Annotated in this window: 29 protein-coding genes; 17 read left to right on the top strand and 12 right to left on the bottom strand. The window is 24.1% G+C overall.

Annotated features, from left to right (window positions below):
• The 7 genes from CHF27_RS10780 to CHF27_RS10750 form a co-directional block, all read left to right on the top strand.
• On the top strand, positions 1-299 hold a 299-nt coding region (locus CHF27_RS10780), incomplete at its 5' end, for an AAA family ATPase (RefSeq protein ID WP_147294084.1).
• Between the two features lie 294 nt (positions 300-593).
• A complete protein-coding gene (locus CHF27_RS10775) occupies positions 594-962 on the top strand; it encodes a phage holin family protein (RefSeq protein WP_095405791.1) in 369 nt (122 codons plus the stop codon).
• 454 nt (positions 963-1,416) lie between these two features.
• Positions 1,417-2,073: a pentapeptide repeat-containing protein gene (locus tag CHF27_RS10770; protein ID WP_095405792.1), complete on the top strand. Its 657-nt coding sequence runs from the start codon at positions 1,417-1,419 to the stop codon at positions 2,071-2,073.
• Positions 2,074-2,262: 189 nt separating this feature from the next.
• The gene (locus tag CHF27_RS10765; protein ID WP_095405793.1) at positions 2,263-2,670 is read left to right on the top strand and encodes a bacteriohemerythrin; all 408 of its coding nucleotides are present in this window, start codon (positions 2,263-2,265) and stop codon (positions 2,668-2,670) included.
• Positions 2,671-2,956: 286 nt separating this feature from the next.
• The gene (locus CHF27_RS10760; RefSeq protein ID WP_095405794.1) at positions 2,957-3,379 is read left to right on the top strand and encodes a carbohydrate-binding protein; all 423 of its coding nucleotides are present in this window, start codon (positions 2,957-2,959) and stop codon (positions 3,377-3,379) included.
• A gap of 178 nt (positions 3,380-3,557) precedes the next feature.
• Positions 3,558-5,087 carry an alanine/glycine:cation symporter family protein gene (locus tag CHF27_RS10755; RefSeq protein ID WP_095405795.1) on the top strand — a complete coding sequence of 510 codons (1,530 nt, stop codon included), beginning with the start codon at positions 3,558-3,560 and terminating at the stop codon, positions 5,085-5,087.
• A 99-nt stretch (positions 5,088-5,186) separates the two neighbouring features.
• Positions 5,187-5,459 carry a hypothetical protein gene (locus CHF27_RS10750; protein WP_095405796.1) on the top strand — a complete coding sequence of 91 codons (273 nt, stop codon included), beginning with the start codon at positions 5,187-5,189 and terminating at the stop codon, positions 5,457-5,459.
• A gap of 47 nt (positions 5,460-5,506) precedes the next feature.
• Here the strand turns inward: CHF27_RS10750 and CHF27_RS10745 are convergent, their stop codons facing one another.
• A complete protein-coding gene (locus CHF27_RS10745) occupies positions 5,507-5,719 on the bottom strand; it encodes a hypothetical protein (protein WP_095405797.1) in 213 nt (70 codons plus the stop codon).
• A gap of 219 nt (positions 5,720-5,938) precedes the next feature.
• Between CHF27_RS10745 and CHF27_RS10740 the strand changes: the two genes are divergently transcribed.
• Positions 5,939-6,226 carry a MazG-like family protein gene (locus tag CHF27_RS10740; RefSeq protein ID WP_095405798.1) on the top strand — a complete coding sequence of 96 codons (288 nt, stop codon included), beginning with the start codon at positions 5,939-5,941 and terminating at the stop codon, positions 6,224-6,226.
• Between the two features lie 169 nt (positions 6,227-6,395).
• Positions 6,396-7,274: a CPBP family intramembrane glutamic endopeptidase gene (locus tag CHF27_RS10735; protein WP_095405799.1), complete on the top strand. Its 879-nt coding sequence runs from the start codon at positions 6,396-6,398 to the stop codon at positions 7,272-7,274.
• A 62-nt stretch (positions 7,275-7,336) separates the two neighbouring features.
• On the opposite strand, the gene CHF27_RS10730 is transcribed toward CHF27_RS10735, so the two are convergent.
• Complete coding sequence (locus tag CHF27_RS10730) at positions 7,337-8,221, bottom strand: GGDEF domain-containing protein (RefSeq protein WP_095405800.1); 885 nt, start codon at positions 8,219-8,221, stop codon at positions 7,337-7,339.
• 293 nt (positions 8,222-8,514) lie between these two features.
• Between CHF27_RS10730 and CHF27_RS10725 the strand changes: the two genes are divergently transcribed.
• Positions 8,515-9,096 (top strand): DUF998 domain-containing protein, encoded by a 582-nt coding sequence (locus CHF27_RS10725; protein ID WP_095405801.1) that lies wholly within the window; start codon positions 8,515-8,517, stop codon positions 9,094-9,096.
• A 75-nt stretch (positions 9,097-9,171) separates the two neighbouring features.
• Here the strand turns inward: CHF27_RS10725 and CHF27_RS10720 are convergent, their stop codons facing one another.
• Positions 9,172-10,008 carry a patatin-like phospholipase family protein gene (locus CHF27_RS10720; protein WP_095405802.1) on the bottom strand — a complete coding sequence of 279 codons (837 nt, stop codon included), beginning with the start codon at positions 10,006-10,008 and terminating at the stop codon, positions 9,172-9,174.
• A gap of 186 nt (positions 10,009-10,194) precedes the next feature.
• Here CHF27_RS10720 and CHF27_RS10715 point away from each other — a divergent pair, with 186 nt between their 5' ends.
• Positions 10,195-10,752, top strand: a complete 558-nt coding sequence (locus CHF27_RS10715) for a hypothetical protein (RefSeq protein WP_095405803.1) — start codon at positions 10,195-10,197, stop codon at positions 10,750-10,752.
• 303 nt (positions 10,753-11,055) lie between these two features.
• Entirely contained in the window at positions 11,056-11,502 is a 447-nt protein-coding gene (locus tag CHF27_RS10710; protein ID WP_095405804.1) for a hypothetical protein, read from the top strand.
• A 64-nt stretch (positions 11,503-11,566) separates the two neighbouring features.
• Here the strand turns inward: CHF27_RS10710 and CHF27_RS10705 are convergent, their stop codons facing one another.
• The gene (locus CHF27_RS10705; protein WP_095405805.1) at positions 11,567-11,773 is read right to left on the bottom strand and encodes a hypothetical protein; all 207 of its coding nucleotides are present in this window, start codon (positions 11,771-11,773) and stop codon (positions 11,567-11,569) included.
• Positions 11,774-11,944: 171 nt separating this feature from the next.
• On the opposite strand from CHF27_RS10705, the gene CHF27_RS10700 reads away from it, so the two are divergent.
• The 3 genes from CHF27_RS10700 (at position 11,945) to CHF27_RS10690 (ending at position 15,161) form a co-directional block, all read left to right on the top strand.
• Positions 11,945-12,694 (top strand): YdcF family protein, encoded by a 750-nt coding sequence (locus CHF27_RS10700; RefSeq protein WP_095405806.1) that lies wholly within the window; start codon positions 11,945-11,947, stop codon positions 12,692-12,694.
• A gap of 531 nt (positions 12,695-13,225) precedes the next feature.
• Entirely contained in the window at positions 13,226-14,548 is a 1,323-nt protein-coding gene (locus tag CHF27_RS10695; RefSeq protein WP_095405807.1) for a MotA/TolQ/ExbB proton channel family protein, read from the top strand.
• Positions 14,538-15,161, top strand: a complete 624-nt coding sequence (locus tag CHF27_RS10690) for an OmpA family protein (protein WP_095405808.1) — start codon at positions 14,538-14,540, stop codon at positions 15,159-15,161. The genes CHF27_RS10695 and CHF27_RS10690 overlap by 11 nt, the downstream gene beginning before the upstream one ends.
• Positions 15,162-15,205: 44 nt before the next feature.
• Here CHF27_RS10690 and CHF27_RS14230 read toward each other — a convergent pair whose 3' ends face one another.
• Positions 15,206-15,376 carry a hypothetical protein gene (locus CHF27_RS14230; protein WP_158534752.1) on the bottom strand — a complete coding sequence of 57 codons (171 nt, stop codon included), beginning with the start codon at positions 15,374-15,376 and terminating at the stop codon, positions 15,206-15,208.
• 467 nt (positions 15,377-15,843) lie between these two features.
• On the opposite strand from CHF27_RS14230, the gene deoD reads away from it, so the two are divergent.
• Positions 15,844-16,563, top strand: coding sequence for a purine-nucleoside phosphorylase (deoD, locus tag CHF27_RS10685; protein WP_095405809.1), 720 nt, complete (start codon positions 15,844-15,846; stop codon positions 16,561-16,563).
• A 50-nt stretch (positions 16,564-16,613) separates the two neighbouring features.
• Here the strand turns inward: deoD and lexA are convergent, their stop codons facing one another.
• The 6 genes from lexA to CHF27_RS10655 form a co-directional block, all read right to left on the bottom strand.
• Positions 16,614-17,249 carry a transcriptional repressor LexA gene (gene lexA, locus CHF27_RS10680; RefSeq protein WP_095405810.1) on the bottom strand — a complete coding sequence of 212 codons (636 nt, stop codon included), beginning with the start codon at positions 17,247-17,249 and terminating at the stop codon, positions 16,614-16,616.
• A gap of 96 nt (positions 17,250-17,345) precedes the next feature.
• Positions 17,346-18,479 (bottom strand): tyrosine-type recombinase/integrase, encoded by a 1,134-nt coding sequence (locus CHF27_RS10675; RefSeq protein WP_095405811.1) that lies wholly within the window; start codon positions 18,477-18,479, stop codon positions 17,346-17,348.
• 514 nt (positions 18,480-18,993) lie between these two features.
• Complete coding sequence (locus CHF27_RS10670; protein ID WP_095405812.1) at positions 18,994-19,182, bottom strand: small, acid-soluble spore protein, H family; 189 nt, start codon at positions 19,180-19,182, stop codon at positions 18,994-18,996.
• 140 nt (positions 19,183-19,322) lie between these two features.
• On the bottom strand, positions 19,323-19,583 hold the full coding sequence (locus CHF27_RS10665; protein WP_095405813.1) for a stage V sporulation protein S: 261 nt from the start codon (positions 19,581-19,583) through the stop codon (positions 19,323-19,325).
• A 322-nt stretch (positions 19,584-19,905) separates the two neighbouring features.
• Positions 19,906-20,556, bottom strand: a complete 651-nt coding sequence (locus tag CHF27_RS10660) for a hypothetical protein (protein WP_095405814.1) — start codon at positions 20,554-20,556, stop codon at positions 19,906-19,908.
• A gap of 147 nt (positions 20,557-20,703) precedes the next feature.
• Positions 20,704-20,916 (bottom strand): hypothetical protein, encoded by a 213-nt coding sequence (locus CHF27_RS10655; RefSeq protein ID WP_095405815.1) that lies wholly within the window; start codon positions 20,914-20,916, stop codon positions 20,704-20,706.
• Positions 20,917-21,086: 170 nt separating this feature from the next.
• On the opposite strand from CHF27_RS10655, the gene CHF27_RS10650 reads away from it, so the two are divergent.
• On the top strand, positions 21,087-21,365 hold the full coding sequence (locus tag CHF27_RS10650) for a hypothetical protein (RefSeq protein WP_095405816.1): 279 nt from the start codon (positions 21,087-21,089) through the stop codon (positions 21,363-21,365).
• Positions 21,366-21,424: 59 nt separating this feature from the next.
• On the opposite strand, the gene CHF27_RS10645 is transcribed toward CHF27_RS10650, so the two are convergent.
• On the bottom strand, positions 21,425-22,150 hold the full coding sequence (locus CHF27_RS10645) for a hypothetical protein (protein ID WP_095405817.1): 726 nt from the start codon (positions 22,148-22,150) through the stop codon (positions 21,425-21,427).
• Between the last annotated feature and the right edge of the window lie 55 nt (positions 22,151-22,205).

Genomic DNA, 22,205 nt, shown 5'->3' with positions numbered 1-22,205 from the left:
AAAATGCATTTCGATATTTTATTGAAAAGATAGGAGAAAATGGATTATATATATTAGATGAGCCTGAAAATAGTCTTTCTCCAAAACGTCAGGTAGAGTTGGTTAAATTTATTGAAGATGCTACACGATTTTTGGGATGCCAGTTCATCATATCAACACATTCACCATTTATACTTGCTTTAAGAGGAGCTAAAATATATGATCTTGATGAAAGTCCAGTTGATATAAAAAAGTGGACAAAATTAGGGAATGTACGTACATATTATGAGTTTTTTAAAGAATATGAAGATGAATTTTAAAAAATTTAAGGGATGATGATTTAATAGAAAAAGAATACATTATCCTCTAATTTAGATTAATTGTATAAAATTGAATATTATTGAATATAGTGGTCAATATAACTGTAAGATAAAAAAATAAATATAAGAGATAAATGTATATATCTTTATTTATTATGTATATCTAATTATTTAACTGTTACTGAGGATTTAGTTAGAAATATATTATTTAATAATTACAAATTAATTAGATAATAAGCTAAAAAACTTTGTGCAAAACAAATAAACTATTACTTTATTAAAGGAGTAGATTTTATGGAAGATGATAATGATAAAAAAAGAGAAAACAATGGTAGTTTAATAAGATGGATAGGAAGATTCATATTAGTTGCAATTATTTTAAAAATAACATCAATTGTAACTCCAGGATTTATAATCAATGGAATATGGTCATATTTAATAGCTGCTATTGTAATATCCGGATTAGATTTTTTAGTAGAATCACTTATGGGAGTTGATGCATCTCCTTTTGGAAAAGGAATAAAAGGATTTGTAATTGCAGTGATAATAATATACGTGGCACAGTTTTTAGTTCCTAATATGAGTGTATCTATTATAGGATCAATATTAGCAGCTATAGTTATTGGAATTTTAGATGCAATATTTCCTGCTAGAGCTATGTAATAAAGAAAATGTATTAATAAACTAAAATATTAAAACTTTTCAAATGCATTTGAAAAGTTCTGGTAAGATAATAAGTTAGTGAAAATAATTTCATTTGTATATTAATGAAGAACCGTATCACAAGTAAATGATACGGTTTTTCACTTGTAAAACATCACGCCTAATATTAAGATATAAATAAAACATATTATATTTTATTTACTTAAGAAAAAAGAAATAGGAGAATAAATATATACAAAATAAATTTGCTATAATATATTTTGTATGTTATTCTGAAGTATAAGAAATAAAATAACACAATACCTGTGAGTGGAGAATCTAGAAGCTTGCAACCAATAAAGTATAAAATCAAACTCTTATATCTTTTGATACAAGAGTTTTTTATTAGATATTATTAAAATAAAAATAAGAATATAATGAACTAAAATATAATCTATTTTAGATGGAGGTAAGTATGGCTATAAGCAAAAGACCAAATGATAAGTTTAACTATAATAATATAAAAAAAATAAATAAGAATTTTATGTACAAAGATTTAAGAAGAAGCAATTGTTATAATTGTGATTTTTCAAGCTCTAATTTTAATTATACAAGCTTTAGAGGTGCACAATTTAAATCATGTGATTTTTATGAATGTACATTTGAATCTGCTGAATTTGTTGCCACAAATTTTAAAAAGAGTAAGTTTAAACAAGTTAAATTTGAAAATACAGTATTTGATTCAGTGAATTTAGAAGGTGTAGATTTTAAAGGAGCAGAATTTAAAAATGTTATATTTGTATCTACAGATATAGATAAAGCAATTAATTTAAATTTATCAAATGAAGATGTTAAAATATTTGAGGAAATGCCAGAATTAGAGATTAGTGAAGAACTTGAAAATGCTGTTAAAGCTGCAATGACTAATGAGTATATAAAGTTTGCAAGAGTATTAGATGTAAAAACTGGTGGTGTTAGCCCTATAAGTATGATGATACTTTTAGATAGTTTTGATGAAGCAACTCTAATAAAAGGATTTAACCTTATTAAAGAAAACGTAGATAAGGATTTCTGTACATTAAGTTATATAATTAAGCTTTTAAAAACTTATCAATCAGAAGGTCTTATATAAAATATTAATAATCTTTTATAATTGAAGTCCTCGGCAGAAATGTCGGGGATTTTTCTGTTGAACTTAATATATGAACGATATAATAAATAACGTATAAATTAAGTTTGACTTTAGTGGAATATGATGGTATTATTTTTATTAATATTAAAAAAAATACTTCAATAGGGACATATTTTAGGAGGACAAAAGATGGCATATAACTGGTCTAATGATTTACAAACAGGTAACATGCAAATTGATACAGAACATAAAGAATTGATAAAAGCAATCAATAATTTGTTAGAAGCTTGTAGTACAGGTAAGGGTAGAGCTGAAATAGAAAAAACAGTAAACTTTTTATCTTCTTATACAAAAACTCATTTTGCACATGAAGAAGTTTTGCAAAAAAAATATAACTACCCTGATTACAATAATCATAAAAAGTACCATCAAAGTTTTATAGATACTGTTGAAAGCATACGTGAAAAGATTTTAGCAAATGGACCAAGTATTGTTTTAGTTGGTGAAGTTAATAGTAAAGTTGGAAACTGGATAATTAACCATATAAAAAGAGAAGATGTTAAGGTGGCAGCACATATAAGAAATAATACTAAATAATTAAAGAAAAATAGATATAAATACAAATACAAATATAAATATAAATAAGCTTCACATATAAAGTATGTTTAACCGTATCACAAATGAGTGATGCGGTATTTTATTTGTGCTTGTGATACAGATTATATATTGATTAATTTAAGCACGTATGATATGGTTTTGTTGAGGGTAAATGATTTAAATCAAAGGAATAGAATAAATATGTTTTATATTTAGACATCTTGAACATGCGAAGTTATTGATATAACAGATTTTCTAAAAATATTATTTTAGGGGGAATTTATCCATGAAATCAAGAAGAATATATGCATTAGCAGCAGCTACAATATTAACGATTGCAGGAACTAATAGTGTAAGTGCAGCTACCAAAGTAGAAACTAAGGCTAATAACAATTATACTGTTAATAAGGTAGTTAATTTAACTGAAACAAAATTAAGTAAAGTTACTAAATGGAAAAGCAATACAAAATACTTTGTAGGTGATAAAATTGTATATAACGGAAATATTTATATATGCAAAGTAGATCATTCAAGATTATCTCCTACGATAAAGTACGTTTGGAATAAAGTAGAGATTCCTAAGTGGGAAAAAAGTACAAAGTACTCTGTAGGTGATATAGTAATGTATGAAAACAAAGTTTATGAATGTAAAGTAGATCATTCTAAATTATCTCCTACAACAACATATGTTTGGGAAAATTTAAATTAACAGTATTATTTATACATAAAATAAAAACACGATTATGCAAATGAGCATTATCGTGTTTTTTAATTTTATAGTAATATATTTTACTCATATGAAAATATTAAAAAAATTATAAAATTAACAATGCGAGCATATATTATAAAAAAGTATATTTTTATATGCTTACAAAGGGGGAAAATATTTGGAAAGCTTGTTCAATAGTGTTAATAACTTTTTTGAATTTATAGTTCCTATATCAGACTTCATGTGGAATTTTCCAACAAATTTTGAATGGTATACTAATATCCCAATATTAGGTAACTTTGCATTTTCTATTTTACTGCTTGTTGGAACGGGTATATATTTTTCATTTAAAACAAAATTTGTTCAAGTAAGAAGATTTAAAACAGGATTAAAGAGTATTTTAAAAAAGAAGACGGGAGATATAGGTATAAGTCCATTTGCAGCTTTTTTACTTAGTTCTGCCATGAGAATAGGTCCAGGAAATATTATAGGTGTAACTTATGCAGTGTCAGTAGGAGGTCCAGGTGCTATATTTTGGATGTGGGTATCTGCTTTCTTTGGAATGTCTATAGCATTTTCAGAAGCTGTTCTTGCACAATTATTTAAAGAAAGAAAAGATAAAGAATTTGTAGGAGGACTTCCATTTTACGGTAGAAAAATATTTGGAAATAAATGTTGGGTAGGAATATTTTTATCATGTATATTTATAATTTATGCATTATTTAATTTACCAGGTCAAACTTTTAATTTATACACTTCTTTAGCCTCAACTATTGAGAATATAACTCATCAAACATATGATAGACAATCAATAGTATATTATGTAATTGGTATATGTATAATAATTTCTGTAGCACTTACAGTATTTGGAGGAATAAAAGGTGTTACTAGAGTAACTGATAAATTAGTTCCAATAATGGCTTGTGTATATGGATTAATTGTAATATCTATTATACTTATAAATGCTCGTTTAATACCATTTTTCTTCATATCGGTATTTAAGGGTGCGTTTACCCCAGAGGCAATATTTGGAGGCGGATTTGGTATGTGCTTAGCTCATGGTGTAAAAAGAGGTCTAATGTCTAATGAAGCTGGTCAAGGTACTATAACTATGGCAGCTTCAACATGTGAAAATGACCATCCATGTGAGCAAGGATTTATTCAAGCTATAGGAGTATTTTTAGATACTATGATAATATGCACTATGACAGGATTTTTAATAGTAATGGCTCATATATGGACTGGTGAAGCTGGTGTAGCATGGGAAGCTGTAAGAGAATCAAAAATAACAGTTTATACAACTTCTGTTGCACATTTGGTTCCAGGAGTTGGATGGGATAGCTTTATAAATGCAATATTATCATTATGCTATGCAATGTTTGCATTTACAACATTGATAGGTCTTGTATTATTTGCAGAAATATCAGCAAATCGTATAACAAGAGATAATAAGTTTATAATGGTAATAAGAGGATTAGGTTCAATAATATTTGTTCCATTTGGGGTTTTATGTGTTTTAGCAGGGCTAGAGCTTGGTAATGTGTGGTATATATCAGATATGGTAAATATAATGGTTGTTTATGCCAATATACCAATACTCATAGTAGGTAGAAAGATAATTTTAAAGGTATTAGATCACTATGAAAAAACAGATGGAAAGAAGTTTGTATCTGAGGATATAGGAATAGAAACTGAGTATTGGAAATAATTAATTTAGATATTTAAGAAGGTTTCATATGTTAAGATATAGAAATTTATTAAGATAAACTTAATAATATATTAAAATGTGTGAAAGGCGATGTTTAAGTTGTATAAAGGTTTTAAATGTTGGAGTTGTCAATCTATTTTTGATGTGGAATATAAAAAACCACATAAAGGTGAAAAAAAAGTATATACATGTGATGTAGAGGTTTTTACTCAAGATGGAAAAGTATACGATAAGGATAATCATGAAGTTATAGTAGAAGCTACATCTGAACCAATTACTACATGTAGTGGAGATTACAATGTAAGAGTTTCAACAACGTGTCCTACTTGTGGAAGTAACAATTTTAATCGTTATTTAGATAATTTAAAATAAAATAAAAGCACACGTCTTATTAAAAGGCTGTGTGCTTTTATTTTATTTTATTTTAAAGGTTCAATGGACTTAATTGTATATTTACTTACTGAAAAAGTACTTCCTAAATCTCTACCAGATAAAGTTAATGTAGCAACAGAATCATTATTATTAAATGAATTCATCCAGTTTATTAGAGAGTAGAAGTTTTTAATACTATTTTTATCAATTATTTTTTCATTTCCGTTAATAAATACTATCTTAATTTCACTTATTTTCAATATTTTTCTCCTTATCAAATTATAATAAAATAAATTTTAACATAATTTGATTTTACTACTTAATAAAAAAATATCAATTGTTTTTATTTAATTTTTAAATAAGTGATTTTATTTAATTAGAAATTTTACATTTATTTGATTTTTATATATAATATGGTTAAATTTGTTTTTATTAATACCTATTGAATAATAAATTTAAATATTGAGGAGATATATATTATGATTGATTTTAATGTTATAAAAAAATTAACAGCATTAGATAGTAAAACATTAATAGAAAGAGCTTTAAAATTATCAGAAGAAAATGGAGAAGTTTCAGAGGCAATTCTTAGTTATGTAAAAGCTAATGGATGTGAGTATAAAAATAAAACTAAAGAAGATGTAATAGAAGAATGTTTGGATGTAATAATAGTTGCAAGTTCTATTATAAGTCAGGTAAATGACAATGTTGATGTAGAACACATTTATAAATGTAAATTAAAGAAATGGGAAGAAAAATGTAAGTAGATTACATTAAAAGTTAAGGTAACTATATCAAATTTATATATATGATATAATACCTTGATTTTTTTATTTATCATAAAAAGTTAGTATAGCTGACAAGATAAAACATAAATAATATTATGAGAGTGAATTTTTTTAAAAGCGATTTTACATATTAAAGGGGGAATAGTTTTTGAATTCAAGTATTAAATTTAAAGAAGTAAAAATTATACAAATTTTATTAATGTACATAATTACAATCTTTATACTTATTGGTTTAGGACTAATATTAAATTCATTAAAAATTTGCGATATAGACAGTTTTTTGGAAGATAATTTATTAGCTTTAGGAACTAATATTATTTTATTTATTATGTTGATTTATTCGTTTAGAGTAACTATAAATAATTTTAAATTTTTATATAAAGATTTTAAAAATAAAGTTGATATAAAAGAAGTATTATCTGTAGTTTTTACTCAAATATGTTTTTCTATGGGAACGGTATTTTTATTATTAGCAATAGTTTATTTAATTAATCCTAATATATTTAATGAACTTTTAAATGAATCTGCAGAGGAAATTTTATCAGTAAAAGACCTTGTTATTTCTATGTTATTTAGTGTTATAAGTGCTCCTATTGTAGAAGAATTGATATTTAGAGCAATTATATTTAAAAGGCTATCTAAAAAGTTTAGCATTTGGACATCAATGATAGTATCTTCTTTAATATTTGGAATGCTTCATACAAATTTGAGTATAATTGGGGCAATAGTATTTGGCATAGCTAATTGTATATTATATTTAAAATATAAAAATATTTTAATACCTATGCTGGTTCACTTTTTAAATAATTTAATAGTTAGCTTACCGTCTATAATATCACATCCTTATAGTAATAATAAGGATATAATGAACCTGACTTTAAATGATATTATTATATATTTTATAATAGGTGCTATTTTATTTATAATAGGTTGCCTTATTTTTATAAGATTTATAAATAAAAATAAAGCATACTTAAAAAAGTATACTAATCGTATTCAAAATGTAAGTAAATATCTAAGATTTTAGAATAAATATTAATAACTATAATACAAAAGAGATGAGATGAGTTCCAAAGCTCATCTCTTTTATTATTTTTCAACTCGATTTCTGCCATTTATTTTAGCATGATATAAATATTTGTCTGCATCATTTAATAGTAAATCTTTTGTACTAATTTTTTTTGAAATACTACTAATTCCAAAACTTGCAGTAACTTGAATTTTAATATTATTGTATATAAATTCATAATTTTGAATTGCATTTCGAATTCTTTCTGCGAGCATATAAGCTATATCTATATTTGCATTTTTAAATACTATTATAAATTCTTCTCCTCCGTATCTAGCAATCCAATCACTATTCAATCGAATATTCTTAGATATAATTTTAATTGTTTCTTTTAAAACATAATCTCCAACAGCATGATTGTAGTTATCATTTATATTTTTAAAGCAGTCTATATCCATCATTACTAAAGATAAAGGAGTGCTATTCTTTTGGCTTTTAAGTATATCTTTAGGTAATTTTTCATTTATGTACCTACGATTATACGCTCCTGTTAGTTCATCTGTAAATGCTAGTTTATTAATGTTTTCTACTCCTTTATACAGCAAAACGAGATCAATATTTTGAGAGTCACTTATAATTTTACTATCAGTAATGTCTTTTATACTCTCAACAACATAAGTACTATCATCATCAACGATAGGTGTCGCCATTACTAAGTATGTTTTATCACCTAAATGTTCAAATTTTATTAAAGTCTCTTTTTCATTATATGCTTTTAATGAAATACAGTTTTTGCACATTTGATTATGATTCCAAAAATTATAACAATTTTTATTATGTATTTTATCAATAGATTTATTACAGGTAACTGAAATAACTTTATTGTTTATTGGATCAACTATTCTTATTAAATCAAATATCTTTTTTAATAAGTTTATTTGAAAATCTATAGAACCTATATCCATAATTTGAATCTCCTTTTATTTAAATTAGTTCAAGTAATTTAATTATAACATGTATAAAATATTTACTAAATCTGATGATGTATATTATAACATTATTTATGTAAAAATGTGTCGAAAAATGCGATGTATTTTATAAAATACAAATAATACACTTAGTATTTGTATTTTATAAAAAATAATGTTTTAGATTTGATAAAATATATTTTTTCATAAAAGAATAATAAAATATATTTTTACATAATATTTTATTATAGGAACAATTTATATTAATCATTTGATTTGGCGGTGATAAAATGAGTTTTTGGGGTAGCAAATTAAGTTGGATTTTACTTATTATAGCTATAGTAGGAGATGTTATAGTACCATATATTTTAGGCTTGTTTTATCCTAATTATAGCCAGATTAGAGATGTTATGAGTATATTAGGAAATCCAAATAGTCCTGTTAAAAGTTATTATAATGCATGGCTTATGATAGTGGGGACATTATTATTAATATCTGCATTTAATTTATATAAGAACTATAATAGAGTATATAAATTATTTAGTTTAGTTGTATTTATATTAGTATCAACATTTGCTATTGGAGATTGTATAATATCATCGATATTTAGTACATATTCACAAATTCATTCGATAGGTTCAGGAATAGGATTTACAGCATTGGCATTAGTATCGTTAATAATATCCGCTATATATTTTAGAGATTCTAATTTTATCGGTAGTATAATGTGTATTGTTTTATTCATATTATCTTTAGTTCTATTTATCTTATTTTTAGTACCAAGTTCTTTAATTGGATTGTGGCAAAGGTTGTTGTTAGTAGTTATATATTTACCTTTATTAAATGAAGGGGTTAATAATATCAAGAAATAGATATAAATTTTGCAGTGAAAAATTAATCACTGCAAAATTATATTTAATAATATGATTAAACTGTTTTAAAGTTACTTATAAAAATAATCCTTTAATATCATCTAGATTTTTAATAACAGAATTATAACCTTCATAATAAGCTTCTTGTAATTTATTAGAATCTTTTTCAAAGCTGTTAATAGGTTTTTGAGGTCTAATTAAAACGACTTGATTGGTTTTAGCTAATTCATTACAAAATTGAACGGTTTTATTATATTCTATATGGCGATTTAAAAGTACACTTTCTAATTTAGGATATTTATTTTTTACTATCTTAGCTGCAACTTTATTTTGATTAGTTAGCATTTTAATATAATCTTTATCTCTTGTAAGTATTATTAAGTGTTTTTTATTGCCATCAGAAATAGCTTTTTTTATTGGAATAGGATCGCAAAGCCCACCATCATAGTAATTATTTCCATCTATTTCTATAGTTGGAAATAATAAAGGAATAGCACAAGTAGCTCTTAGCATAGTACATTTAGTATCTAATTCCACTCCATTTTTATATTCTATTTTACCTGTTTTTGCATTAGTTACGCCTACTAAGATTTTACCATTATACTTATAAAAGGTTTCCCAATCAAATGGAAATAATTTGTTTGGAATTTCATCATACGCAAAATCCAAACCAAATATACTTTTACATTTTAAGAAATTTTTTGCTCCAATATATCTTTTATCATTTCTATATTTTAATAACAAATCTAGGTTACGCCTTTTTTGTTTTGAAATATAGGAAAAACCATTAGTAATGCCCGCTGATACGCCTATAACATAATCAAACATTATATCATTATCTAATAAAGCATCCATAACTCCTGCACTGAAAATAGGGCGAAAGGTTCCGCCTTCTAATATTAAACTTGGCATAATATAACTCCTTATTATATTTGTTTCATTTGTAATATGTAATTAATCTTTATTGGTATATTTTACGCTTTTATTTATAAATGTCAATAATATGAAAAATAATCTTGAATATTTAATTAAGATGTAGTAATATACTCTTTACAATCTAAAAATAAAAAAATGTATCTTTAAAAGGAGATTGATATTGTGAAAAGAATAGATTCAGCAACTAGAGCTACAAATTTTTTAATCATGTTTTGTATTGTATATTCTATGTTTGAAATGAATATACTTTTATTAACACCTATATTAACTATAGTACTACCATATAAATTTATGAAGTCAAAAGACTTTACTAAGTTTAGAGAAAATAGAAAATTATTAAATAGCATATTTATATTTAATATGTTATCTTTTATAGCTGCTATATATATTACAAATAATATGAACACACTTGTATTTGACTTAGTAATTAATATATCAATAAGTTTTGTCTATTTCAAAATATTAAGTACCTTTGATAAAAAGACTGAAGATTTATATAAAAATCCACAAGTAATATATGATAAAATAAATAAGCAAATTAAAATGCTTGAAATGATGTATACTCAAACAGAAGAAGGTATTAAAAATGCTCAAAACGAAAAAGATAAATCATCTCTTCAAGCAAAATTAGAGGTTATAGGCTCAAAAATAAATCAAAGTAAGCAACAATTAGAAATTATAAAAAAACAAGTTGAGTTAAACAATAAAATTAATGAATAAAAATGAAAGAGTTAAGTCAAATATAAACATATTTTGATTCAACTCTTTTTTTTACTTTCTAAATATATTTTTTGATATGTTTTATATGAAAATGTCGAATTTAATTGTATTTTAAAATGCAAAATTAAAAAAAATAAACTATGATTAAAATTTAAAAGGAGTTAAAGAAAAAAAGTAGAAATATAAAACTTATAAACAAGTATACATATAGTTTTTTAAAAATAAAATTTATAATTTATAATTTTTAGAAAAGAGGTGTTATAAGAATTTTAAATTATTAATTTATTGTAAAGGGGAGTAATTATGAATATAAAGCCTTGGAAAAAGTATCTATTTTATATTGTTTCTATTTTTTGTTTCTCATATTTAGGTTTAAAAGTAACTAAAATGTACTATGCTCAATTTTATCAATTTAAAGAAAGTAAATTTATATATTATTCGATTTTATATATAGTATCCTATGGAACTATAGGAGCTATATTAGGCCTTGAATATTTTATGAAAGAACGTAAAAAGATAGGCAAGTGGACAGTAAATATAAGTAAAATAGTAATTGTAGGTGTTCCTTCTTTAATATTTGCATTACCTTTAAATCTATTACTTATTGATGGAATATCTGTACCAGATATTATAATGAAAATACTTGCAAATGATAACTTAATGGTGATTTGTAATGTAATATTAGGATACATAATAATAACTAGTTTATATAAAGCAGAAGAAAAAGAAGTTAATGATTTGAATATTTAATTGTAGTTAACCTATAGCTTGGTATGAATATATGTCATTCTAAGCTATAGGTTATTTATTTTACTTATTTTGTTTTTGTATTACCATCATGTGATTTATTCAAAGGATATGAATTTTTAGAGTTGGTAACTCTAAAGTCTAATATATTAGTAGTTTCACTGTCTGTACTATCCTCTATATCTAAATTACCTTTAATTTCATAGTATTGATCATCATATGGACCAAGAAATGTTGTTTGATCAATAATTTTATCTTTTTGTTTTTTTGTCATAAAATTTCCTCCTGTACAGATAAATATATATATTTATTATTTCTAAAAACGAAGCTAGATATGTAATAAATTAATAAGTTATATTATAATATGATGTATTACAATTTTTATTTTAATAAAGTTCAATAACCATATAATTATACTATTTAAAATAAGTAAAAGGACGTGAATATGAGAAAATATACAGATTTAATTATAGGAATAATGTTAATAGCATATAACTTCTACATAAAAATCAAATATGGAAATTTAAATTTTAATGAATTATTTTTATTTATGGGATTTATTTTAGTGATATATCATTATGCTAAAAGTAAGATTAAAATTTATGATAAAACTAAGAAGTTATTTAAGAAATTTATGTTTATAGGCTTAATTACATTTATAGTATGTGAAAGTCTTATAATAATATATCCTAAAAATAATACTAAAGATAACTGTGATTATTTAATAATATTAGGAGCTTCAGTTAAAAATACAACTCCAAGTTTAACTCTTAAATTAAGATTAGATAGTGCTATAAGTTACTTGAATAAAACTAAAGACAAGTGTTATATAGTAGTATCTGGAGGAAAAGGTGATAAGGAAAATATATCTGAAGCTTTAGCAATGAAAAATTATTTAGTAAACTACGGAATAAAAACAGATCGTATAATTATGGAAGAGAAATCTACAAATACATATGAAAACTTTAAATATTCAAAAGATAAAATTGAAAAACATAGTAAAAATAATATTGAAAACTTGTACATAAAAGTTGTAACTACAGATTTCCATAGTTTAAGAAGCTATATTTTAGCTAAAAGAAATAAATATAAAAATGTATCATTTTTTACATCAAAATCTAAAATGGATTTTGTACCCATTTTTTATACAAGGGAGTTTTTTGCATTATGGAAATCTATAATACTAGATACGTAAAGTACTAATCTTAAATTTTAATTTTTAAATTATAAGCTTAAGTTTAGTTAACATAATATAATTATAATAAACTTATTCGAAATAAGTTAACATAATATAATTATATTTAACTTGTTTTTAGTTAAAATGAGTTAAATATCTTAAAAGGGCGTATTTTAGATTTTAAAGAGTTTTCAAGATTATATGACACAAACTATCACAATAAAATTTAATAAGGCTTAAAAACCATTTAAATACATTGCTTTTTATATGAAAATATTGTAACAAAACTATCAGAATCTTCATATTGTTTATTAAGATTAAAATCTATTAAAATACTTTCCTACAATAAAACATATAACTTTTAGTTATCTGAATTATTTTATAGATAAAACCCATAACAGTAGAAGAATGTAGGCAAGGTATAAAAATAGTATCTTAAAATAAAGTAGCCAGTTAATTTAATTAGGCTACTTTATTATTTTTTGTATTTTTTTTAAAATTAGGACATATAAATTATAGATAAAATAAATTATAAGGTAGGGGATGATAATGAGTACCATATTAAAAAATCCTGTTACAATAATATTTTTAGTATTAACAATAGCTTATTCTATAGTAAAAATTGTAGAAAATAAAAATCTTTATATATTTATAAATAAGGAATTAACAGATTTAAATAACAATTTTAAAAATAGCAGAATTTATATTAATTCAAAAAATACATATAACAATTATCAAGCACAAAATCCTTATTCAGATATAAATATGACATCTTTTATAGAAGAATTAGCTTCTGATTTTAAACATAAAAATAAATTTATAATTGAGGAAATAAAAAACATTAAAAATTCATCTTCAATTTGCATATTATTAGGCGTTTTAGGTACATTTGTTGGGCTTTCTATGATGTTATTAAGTGTTGATACAAATGATATTATAAATTCGCTTCCTAAGACTATCAGTAGTATGCAAACTGCATTTACAACTAGTATTTTTGGTATAATTTGTTCTATATTAATTAATTTTATAATTAAGTTAAATGATTGTGAACATATTTTAATTCAATTAATGCTAAAATTAGAAAATATATTAACTTGTGAATCTACTCATATTAAATCTGAACGTTTAGATTTAAAAATAGAAGAAGTTAAAAATACTATTAAACAAATAAGTAAATCAATTGAAGCTATAGAAAGATTCGATAAAATATCAAAAGATTTAAATGATTTCAATGATGAATTTATTAATGGAATAGAAACATTAAAGGGATTATTAGATGGTTCTAGAACTTCTATTAAGACATTTGATCAAAGTGTAAGAAAGTTAGATAAACAATTTAGTATTTTAAATTTGAAATTTAATAAAATGTTTGATAAATATGATAATCAAGATGACATAAATAGGGAGATACTTTTAGAGATGAAAGAATCATCTAAAAATATCTATGAATCTTCAGAAAGCCAATATAAGGTGAAAGAATATATAAGAAATTTAAGTAGTATATTTGGATTATATGAACGAAGTGTTCAAGATTTACTTACTAAATTGATAAAACATGAGGATAGTATACTAAATACTCAAAAAGACGTTTGTACAGAACAATTATCATTAGACAATTCAGTAAAAGAGCTTAGCAATATCATAGATAATACATCAAATGATATAGGAGAAAAGCTAGATATGATGTTTAGTTATTTAGATTTATACAAAGAAGCTACAAACATTAAATATTCTAATTCTGAGAATTATGATAACTATATAGTACCTTTAATAGATGAGGAAATATATGAAATAGAAGATGAATCTCCGAAAAATCAAAAGAGTTATGCTATTATAAAAAATTTTGGTGAGGATGATTTAAATGATAAATAAATATAGAAGGACTATAAATAAAGAATTTGAATCAAGTAGCTTTTGGCCTACTTTTACTGATTTATTATCTACTGTATTAATGGTAGTTATATTAATTTTATTTAGTTCTCAAAGTATTTCAGGTTCTGTGAAACAAGATTTAGCAGATAATGTGAACAGTTCAGTTAAAGAAACCTTAAAAGAAAATGGAATTCCCGTTATAGTAGATAAAAAGACAGGTCAGGTTACTTTTGGAGAAAAAACCATGTTTGATGTAGATAGTGATGAATTAAAACCAGAAGCTAAAGATATGCTTAAAATATTTATTCCTAGGTATATAGAAACGATTTACAAAGATTATGGAGATTATATATCTAAAATAATAATAGAAGGTCATACTGACGATGTTGCAAGCTATATTTATAACTTAGATTTATCACAAAGAAGGGCTTTTAATGTTGTAAAATTTATAATAGGTGAAGAAATAGGAGAGTATAAGTATAAAGATAAATTGATTAAAAATATAGTAGCTATAGGCAGATCTAAATCTGAACTGATAAAAAATAATGACGATACTGTAAATAGAGAAGCTTCTCGACGTGTTGAAATTAAATATGAAATAAATATGGATTAATATAAAAGAATTCGGTCTACATTAATAGCCGAATTCTTTTTATATTATATAATACTATTTAAAATATATATCTTATTTTTATCATTTTTAACAACTGACATTACATAATCATCACGTTTTACTTGATGTAAATAACTCACTTCATTTTTAAAATTTGTAGAGTCATTTTCTACCTTTTCAGTAAACTGTTTTTCATCCTCAGTTAATTCATACATAAACATGCCCCCTTTAATTTTCATCCCCCTAAAGTTAATACTAAAATGTAATTTACTAACTTAATAGTATAGTTTATACCCTAAAAAGTCTACTAAATGCAACAAATATTTATAATTACAATAATGTAATCTACATCAAAAAATAGAAAGCTATGCATAAATATACATTATTATGCTGAATTATTTATAAATCTTTTTTTATTATTAAAAAATATATAAATTGTTTTGCGATTGTATGCTTATTAACGTATGATAAACTATTTTATCAATGATATAATTCGTTAAAATGCTAAAAATACCCGGAGTTATAAAAAGTAACCCTCGAAAATTGTTCGTAAAATTCCAAAATGTATATTGTTACTTTAAAATATCAATAAAGGAAAATTTTTCAATAATAAGATGTAAAAAGTGTTATAATATGTATAAATATTTATTGTAAATTTTATAAACTTAAGGGAGGAAAAAACATGAGTAAATCACCAGTACCAACACCGCATAATAATGCAGTAGTAGGAGATATAGCTGAAACTATACTACTACCAGGAGATCCATTAAGAGCTAAATTTATAGCAGAGACTTTTTTAGAAGATGCTGTTCAATATAATACAGTTAGAGGTATGTATGGATATACTGGATATTATAAAGGCAAGAAAATATCAGTACAAGGATCAGGTATGGGTATGCCTTCTATAGGAATATATTCTTATGAACTTATAAACTTCTATGGTGTTAAAAATCTAATAAGAATAGGTTCTGCAGGTGCTATAAGTGATAAATTAAAACTTCATGATGTAGTTATTGGTATGGGTACTTGTACTGATTCAAATTATGCATATCAATATAATTTACCAGGAAGCTTTGCTCCTATAGCTAACTTTAACTTATTACAAAGAGCTGTTAACATAGCAGCTAGTCAAGGTACAGAAGTTACAGTAGGAAACATACTTTCAAGTGATATATTCTATAGCGATGCAGGACTTGATAATTTAGCTTCTTGGAAGAAAATGGGTGTATTATGTGCAGAAATGGAAGCAGCAGCATTATATATGAATGCAGCAAGAGCAGGAGTAAATGCTTTATGTATATTAACTATTTCAGATTGTCCATTTACAGGAGAAGAATGTTCATCTCATGACAGACAAATTGCTTTTACTAAAATGATGAAGATTGCTTTAGAATTAGCTTAATACATAGTTTATTATAAAATAAAAAGCTGTCTTTTAAAATAGACAGCTTTTTATTTTATAACTCTAAAGACACCTGTTACTAATCCTATAACATCTACTTCTTTATCATTTAACATTATAGGTTGCATGAAGTCGTTTTCTGGCTGAAGTCTTATTGTATCTTTTTCTTTAAAAAATCTTTTAACAGTAGCAGATTCCTTATTTACAAGAGCTACAACTATTTGACCATTAGATGCTGTATTTTTTTTATCAACTATAACAAAATCTCCATCTAAAATTCCTGCATTTATCATACTTTCTCCCTTAACTTTTAGGACAAAGTTATCATTTCCTTTTATTAAATTAACAGGAAGTGGAATATATTCTTCTATATTTTGAGAAGCTAATATAGGTTCCCCAGCTGTAATTTGGCCTATTAATGGTAATTTAATAATTTCTTGATTAAAACCATATTCTTGTCCAAATCTATTTCCATCTAGAACCTCAATAGCTCTAGGCTTGCTAGGGTCTTTTCTTATATATCCCAATTGTTCAAGCTTGTTTAGATGAGAATGAACAGTTGATGTAGATCTTAATCCTACAGCAGTGCATATCTCCCTTACTGAAGGTGGATATCCCTTTGCAACAAGTTGATCTTTAATAAATTCTAAAATTAACGCTTGTTTACTAGTTAAATCTAAATACATGAAAATCACTCATTTCTAAACTAAATTTGATTAAAAAAGTACATCTTACTAATATACATTGTATCATATGCTAGGTATTTACGCAAACGTTTGTTCTTAATGGTTATCATCTTCATCAATCCATTCAAAATTATTTACTATATCACGTTTAACATTTTTCTTATGAGCTGCATAAAGTTGGGTAGTAGTAACATTATCATGATCTAGCAAATTTTGAACATCATAAATAGAAAAACCATTTTGAATTAAAGACGTAGCAGCAGTAGCTCTTAACTTATGAGGGCTATAACCATTATCTCTAGATGTATCCATAGAAATAGACGTATATTTTTTAACTAAATCTCTTATAGCTCTAGCTGTAAGTCTTTTATTTTGAAGAGATAAAAACAGAGCATCTTTAAGATCTTCACTTAGCATTTCGCTTTTAGGTCTTTCATTTAAAATATAATCTTTTACTACTAACTCACAAGTATTGTTAATAGGCATTAAAACTTCTTTACCTCTTTTTCTATAAATTTTAAATTCACCTCTAGAAAAATTAAATGATGATATATTAAGTTCTCTAAGTTCATTTAATCTAAGTCCATATGTAACAAATAGAGCCAATATAGCTTTATCACGAAGCTTGGTTTTCTTCCAATAAATCTTTTCTTTTTCAGTAAGTCCTTGACCTGTTTCAACTGAATCTAACATTTTAGCAACTTCATCTATGTCAAGACGCTTTATAGCGTCTGGTTGAGGCTTAGGAAGCTTTATTGGATTAAATCCATCAGTTATATTATTATCTATTTGTTCATTTCTATAAAGAAATTTAAATAGAGTAGAGAGTGATGACTTTTTTCTAGCTAAAGCACGATTGTTATTTTCATAAATCAAAGTGCTTTTATTTGTTTGCTTATAATATCTACTACAATAATCTCCTAAAAATAAATTCACATCTCTTGCTTTTATATTATTAAATTCAGATAAAGATAGTTCTTTAGTGATAGAAGCTTCTGTATGCTCCTTAATTTCGATTAAATAGTTACAAAAGAAGTAAATATCGTCTAAATAGGCGAGGCGAGTAGAAACAGCTACAGAACCTTTTAAATAGATAAAGTAGTCTTTCATAAATTTTGGAAGCTTATTTTCAACTTGAATACATCTTTCTATGATATCATTATCCCTTAAAACTATATTATCAGGTTTATCTGATTTATTATGAATTTTTAAAATTTTATCATTGTTCAAAGTAAAAAACCTCCAATTAAATTAATAGTAAATATAAATATAAAATAACATATTACTTTTTTGATTTCAACTATTCCTAAAATTTTTGAAAGAAAAATAAAGAAGTAAGGAGTTAATAAACAGCAAAAGAAAAGAATTTATATAAAATGTATAAATGAAGATATCAGAAGCTTATATTAATAGTCATTAAATTGTTATTAATAAACGTACTAAAATAATTATTTAGTATATTTAGTTGAAAATTTTTTAGATGGATAAATTAAATTAGATGGATTTACAAATAATCTACAAAGTAGACATAGTAATTTATGTAGAATTAATGATTAGTGAAAAAAATATAAATTATGGATATATACGTATATAAATTGGATATAGTTGATTTTATATATAACTATTCCCAAAATATACATTTAAAGAATAGTTGTATATTACAGTTAAAAAGCCTCTCTTTATACTTATTATGCATGCAAATATCAAATTAATAAATATCTGCATGCATAATTAATTTTTAAAACTATTTTTGTTTTTCAGTTATTTGTTCTAAATCTACTTCAAATTTTACATTTCCACCTAGTGATTCTACATATGCTATGCCAATGTTATTATCAACACTTAGAATTTTAATAGGATTTTCTTTGTAAAAAATCTTAACATCATTATCATCATCATTATTAATTATTTCCATAGCTCTTCGTAATTGCATAAAAATCCTCCTTTTAATACCTTTTAATAATTCGTATTTATATTAACCTGGATACATATTAGTTATGCAATTTATTACAAATCAAATAAAAACGTGTAAAATATGCTTTTACACGTTTTTATTTGATTTGTAATTGAGTTTTATCTTGGTTCAATTATTAATTTTATAGCAGTTTTTTGATCGCCGTCAATTTCTATGTCCGTAAATGCAGGTATACAAACTAAATCCATTCCACTTGGGGCTACAAAACCTCTAGCTATTGCGACAGACTTTATAGCTTGATTTAAAGCACCTGCCCCGATTGCTTGTATCTCTGCACTACCCTTTTCTCTTAGTACTCCTGCCAAAGCCCCAGCTACAGAATTAGGATTAGATTTTGATGAAACCTTTAAAACTTCCATTTCAACATCTCCTTATTAATTAGTTAAACTCTACATTTTGAAAGTACTAGACCATAGTTTGCTTAAAATTATACTTCTACGTTTGAATATTAAAAACCTTTATTTTTTTTACAAATTTCTCTAAATTGTCTCTTATTTTTAGAAATTTATTAGCCAAGCTTCTACATACTAAACTCTTCATCAATAAATTTAGTATGATGTAAGTTATTTTTTAAAGATATATAAAAAATAAAAAGTGCTGATATTTAATCAACACTTTATAACATTTTTATAATTATAGAGTTAAAGCTTTATAATTTTAACAATTTTTTTAAAACTATATTTAAAGTTTATTTTCTATATTTTCTATTTCATTCAAACTCAGACCGGTTATTTCCATTATAAACTGTTTATTCGCTTTTCTAGTCAAGAGGTCTTTTGTCATTTCTATCTTTGTTAATAGTATTTTTTTTGATTTTTCGCTTTGTAATAAATCTTTTCTAGTTATTAAATCATTATCTTTGTCTATTTCTATTTTATTTTCTATTTCAGCTTCAACTTTATCTTTAATTTGTACTTCTTGAGATAACTCTTTATCTAATTCTTCATTATGATTAAATAAATCAATTTTGATTTTATCTTCATAAAACTCAAATAATATAAAAATAGCTGGAAAAACGAAATAAATATGAGCACCTAAGAATCCTACAATTACTGTCATTATTATAATTAATTTATTAAAACTCTTTAATGAAATTTTATAAATTATCTTATCGTCTATACAAGATTTAGCAAGTCCTAATAAAAGTGTAATTATACAAAGTGGAAGTAAAAAATAACTAGATATAACTCCTCCAAAGCTTAAATTATCAAAATTTCTACTTATATTACTGTAAACAAACATATATCCATTTAAATAAGCGTATATAGATGCAATAATACCTAGTGTAGCTCCTAATGATTGAGTATACCAATTTAAAAAAGTAGACTTCATAATACTCTCCCCCTCTAAAAGACACATACATAAATATATATTATAATATTATGCAATTTTTTTAATAAATATATCTACATAAAAATAAACCACCTTAAAATAATAGTATTCTTACAAGTTCTATTTTTTAAAGTGGTTTATTATAAATTATTGTAAGTTATTTAATGAATTAATAGCCTCCTTAAGAACTTGAATGTTTTCTTCACTAGATTGCAAAGACATAAGCTCATTAGTTAGTTTTTTAGCTGTATTAGTATCGTTCATTTCTAAACACTTATAAATTTGACTAAGTAAGTTAAATTCTTCACCATTTAAATTAGGTTCATTTTCTGATTTATTATTATAATTATATAAACACATAAAATTTCCTCCATATTGCATAGTATTTTATAGTAAATATTATTACCTAATAAATAGCCTTTTAGTATAATTTATATTATTAATATGATATAATATTAGGTTGAATTGATTAAATATGCTTGATGTGGAAATAATAGTATTAATCCACTGAGTTAAGGGGAGTTTTGATTATGTTAGACACTATAGAATTTATGCTTAAAGTATTATTTTTTGTTTTATCAATGATTTGGATTGGTAAGATAATGATTTTAAGAACTGATAAACAGATAGTTATAAACCCTCTGCTTATTGCTATATCATCTATATTAGTAATACTTCCTCAATCTCATGATGGCGTTGAGTTAGTTGGGATGAGTATTCAGAATATAAGAATTACATTATATTGTATATATGAGGTTATAGTCATAACAGGAATTTATGCTACAAATCAAAAAAATAGAATTTTTTAATAATTATATGAGGGTATAAAAAAAGGTTGTGAATTTTTCACAGCCTTTTTTTATTAATTTTAATCAACATTTATAGTAACACAAACTTCATCTAAAGGATTGTTGTTTTTATCGTTTAAACAAACTCTAACTATAGCTTGACCTAATTTATTAGTTTTTATTATAGTATCATTTACAGAAATGATACTTTTATCACTTGTAGATACACTGAAATTTAAATCTTTAGGTATTTCTTTGCAAATTTCCCAATACTTTTCATACTCATTTATATCTTTGTAAAGTATTCTTCTTACATCAAATTTTTCACCTTTTGATAATGTCATAACTTTATATTTTGAATCTAAATTATATTGATTGTCTTTGTTATAGATAAAATTCAAATCATAATTAACATGAACACCTTTTTTAAGAAGTTTATTTACTGTATCTTCATTTGAAATATAGTTATTGGCAATGTTTATATTATCTATATCATCTAATTGTAAAATTTCCTTAGGGAGTTCTTTTATATTATTGTTCCAAAATATGAAGTTATCAACATTTTCTAATAAAGAAATACCTTGTAAATTTGAAATTTTTTCACCTGTAGCATAAAATTCACCATCTAAAGCTTTAATTTTATTAATTGTAAGTTCTGATGGATCTATATATCTTTTTATTACAGTTCTTAGATTTGGATCAGGAAAAATCTCCTGTAATTGATTTGCATTTAGTATTTTATCATTAACATCTGCGTTAAATGCAGCACTTGCTATTATAAATGGTAATAGACCAATTAATTTCATATATATCCTCCCATAGAAATAATTTTTAATATTAGTATATTGAAATTATTTCTAT

It is taken from the genome of Romboutsia maritimum (assembly GCF_002251085.2).
Lineage (GTDB): Bacteria > Bacillota > Clostridia > Peptostreptococcales > Peptostreptococcaceae > Romboutsia_B > Romboutsia_B maritimum.
This window is presented reverse-complemented; position numbering and strand designations above follow the sequence as displayed.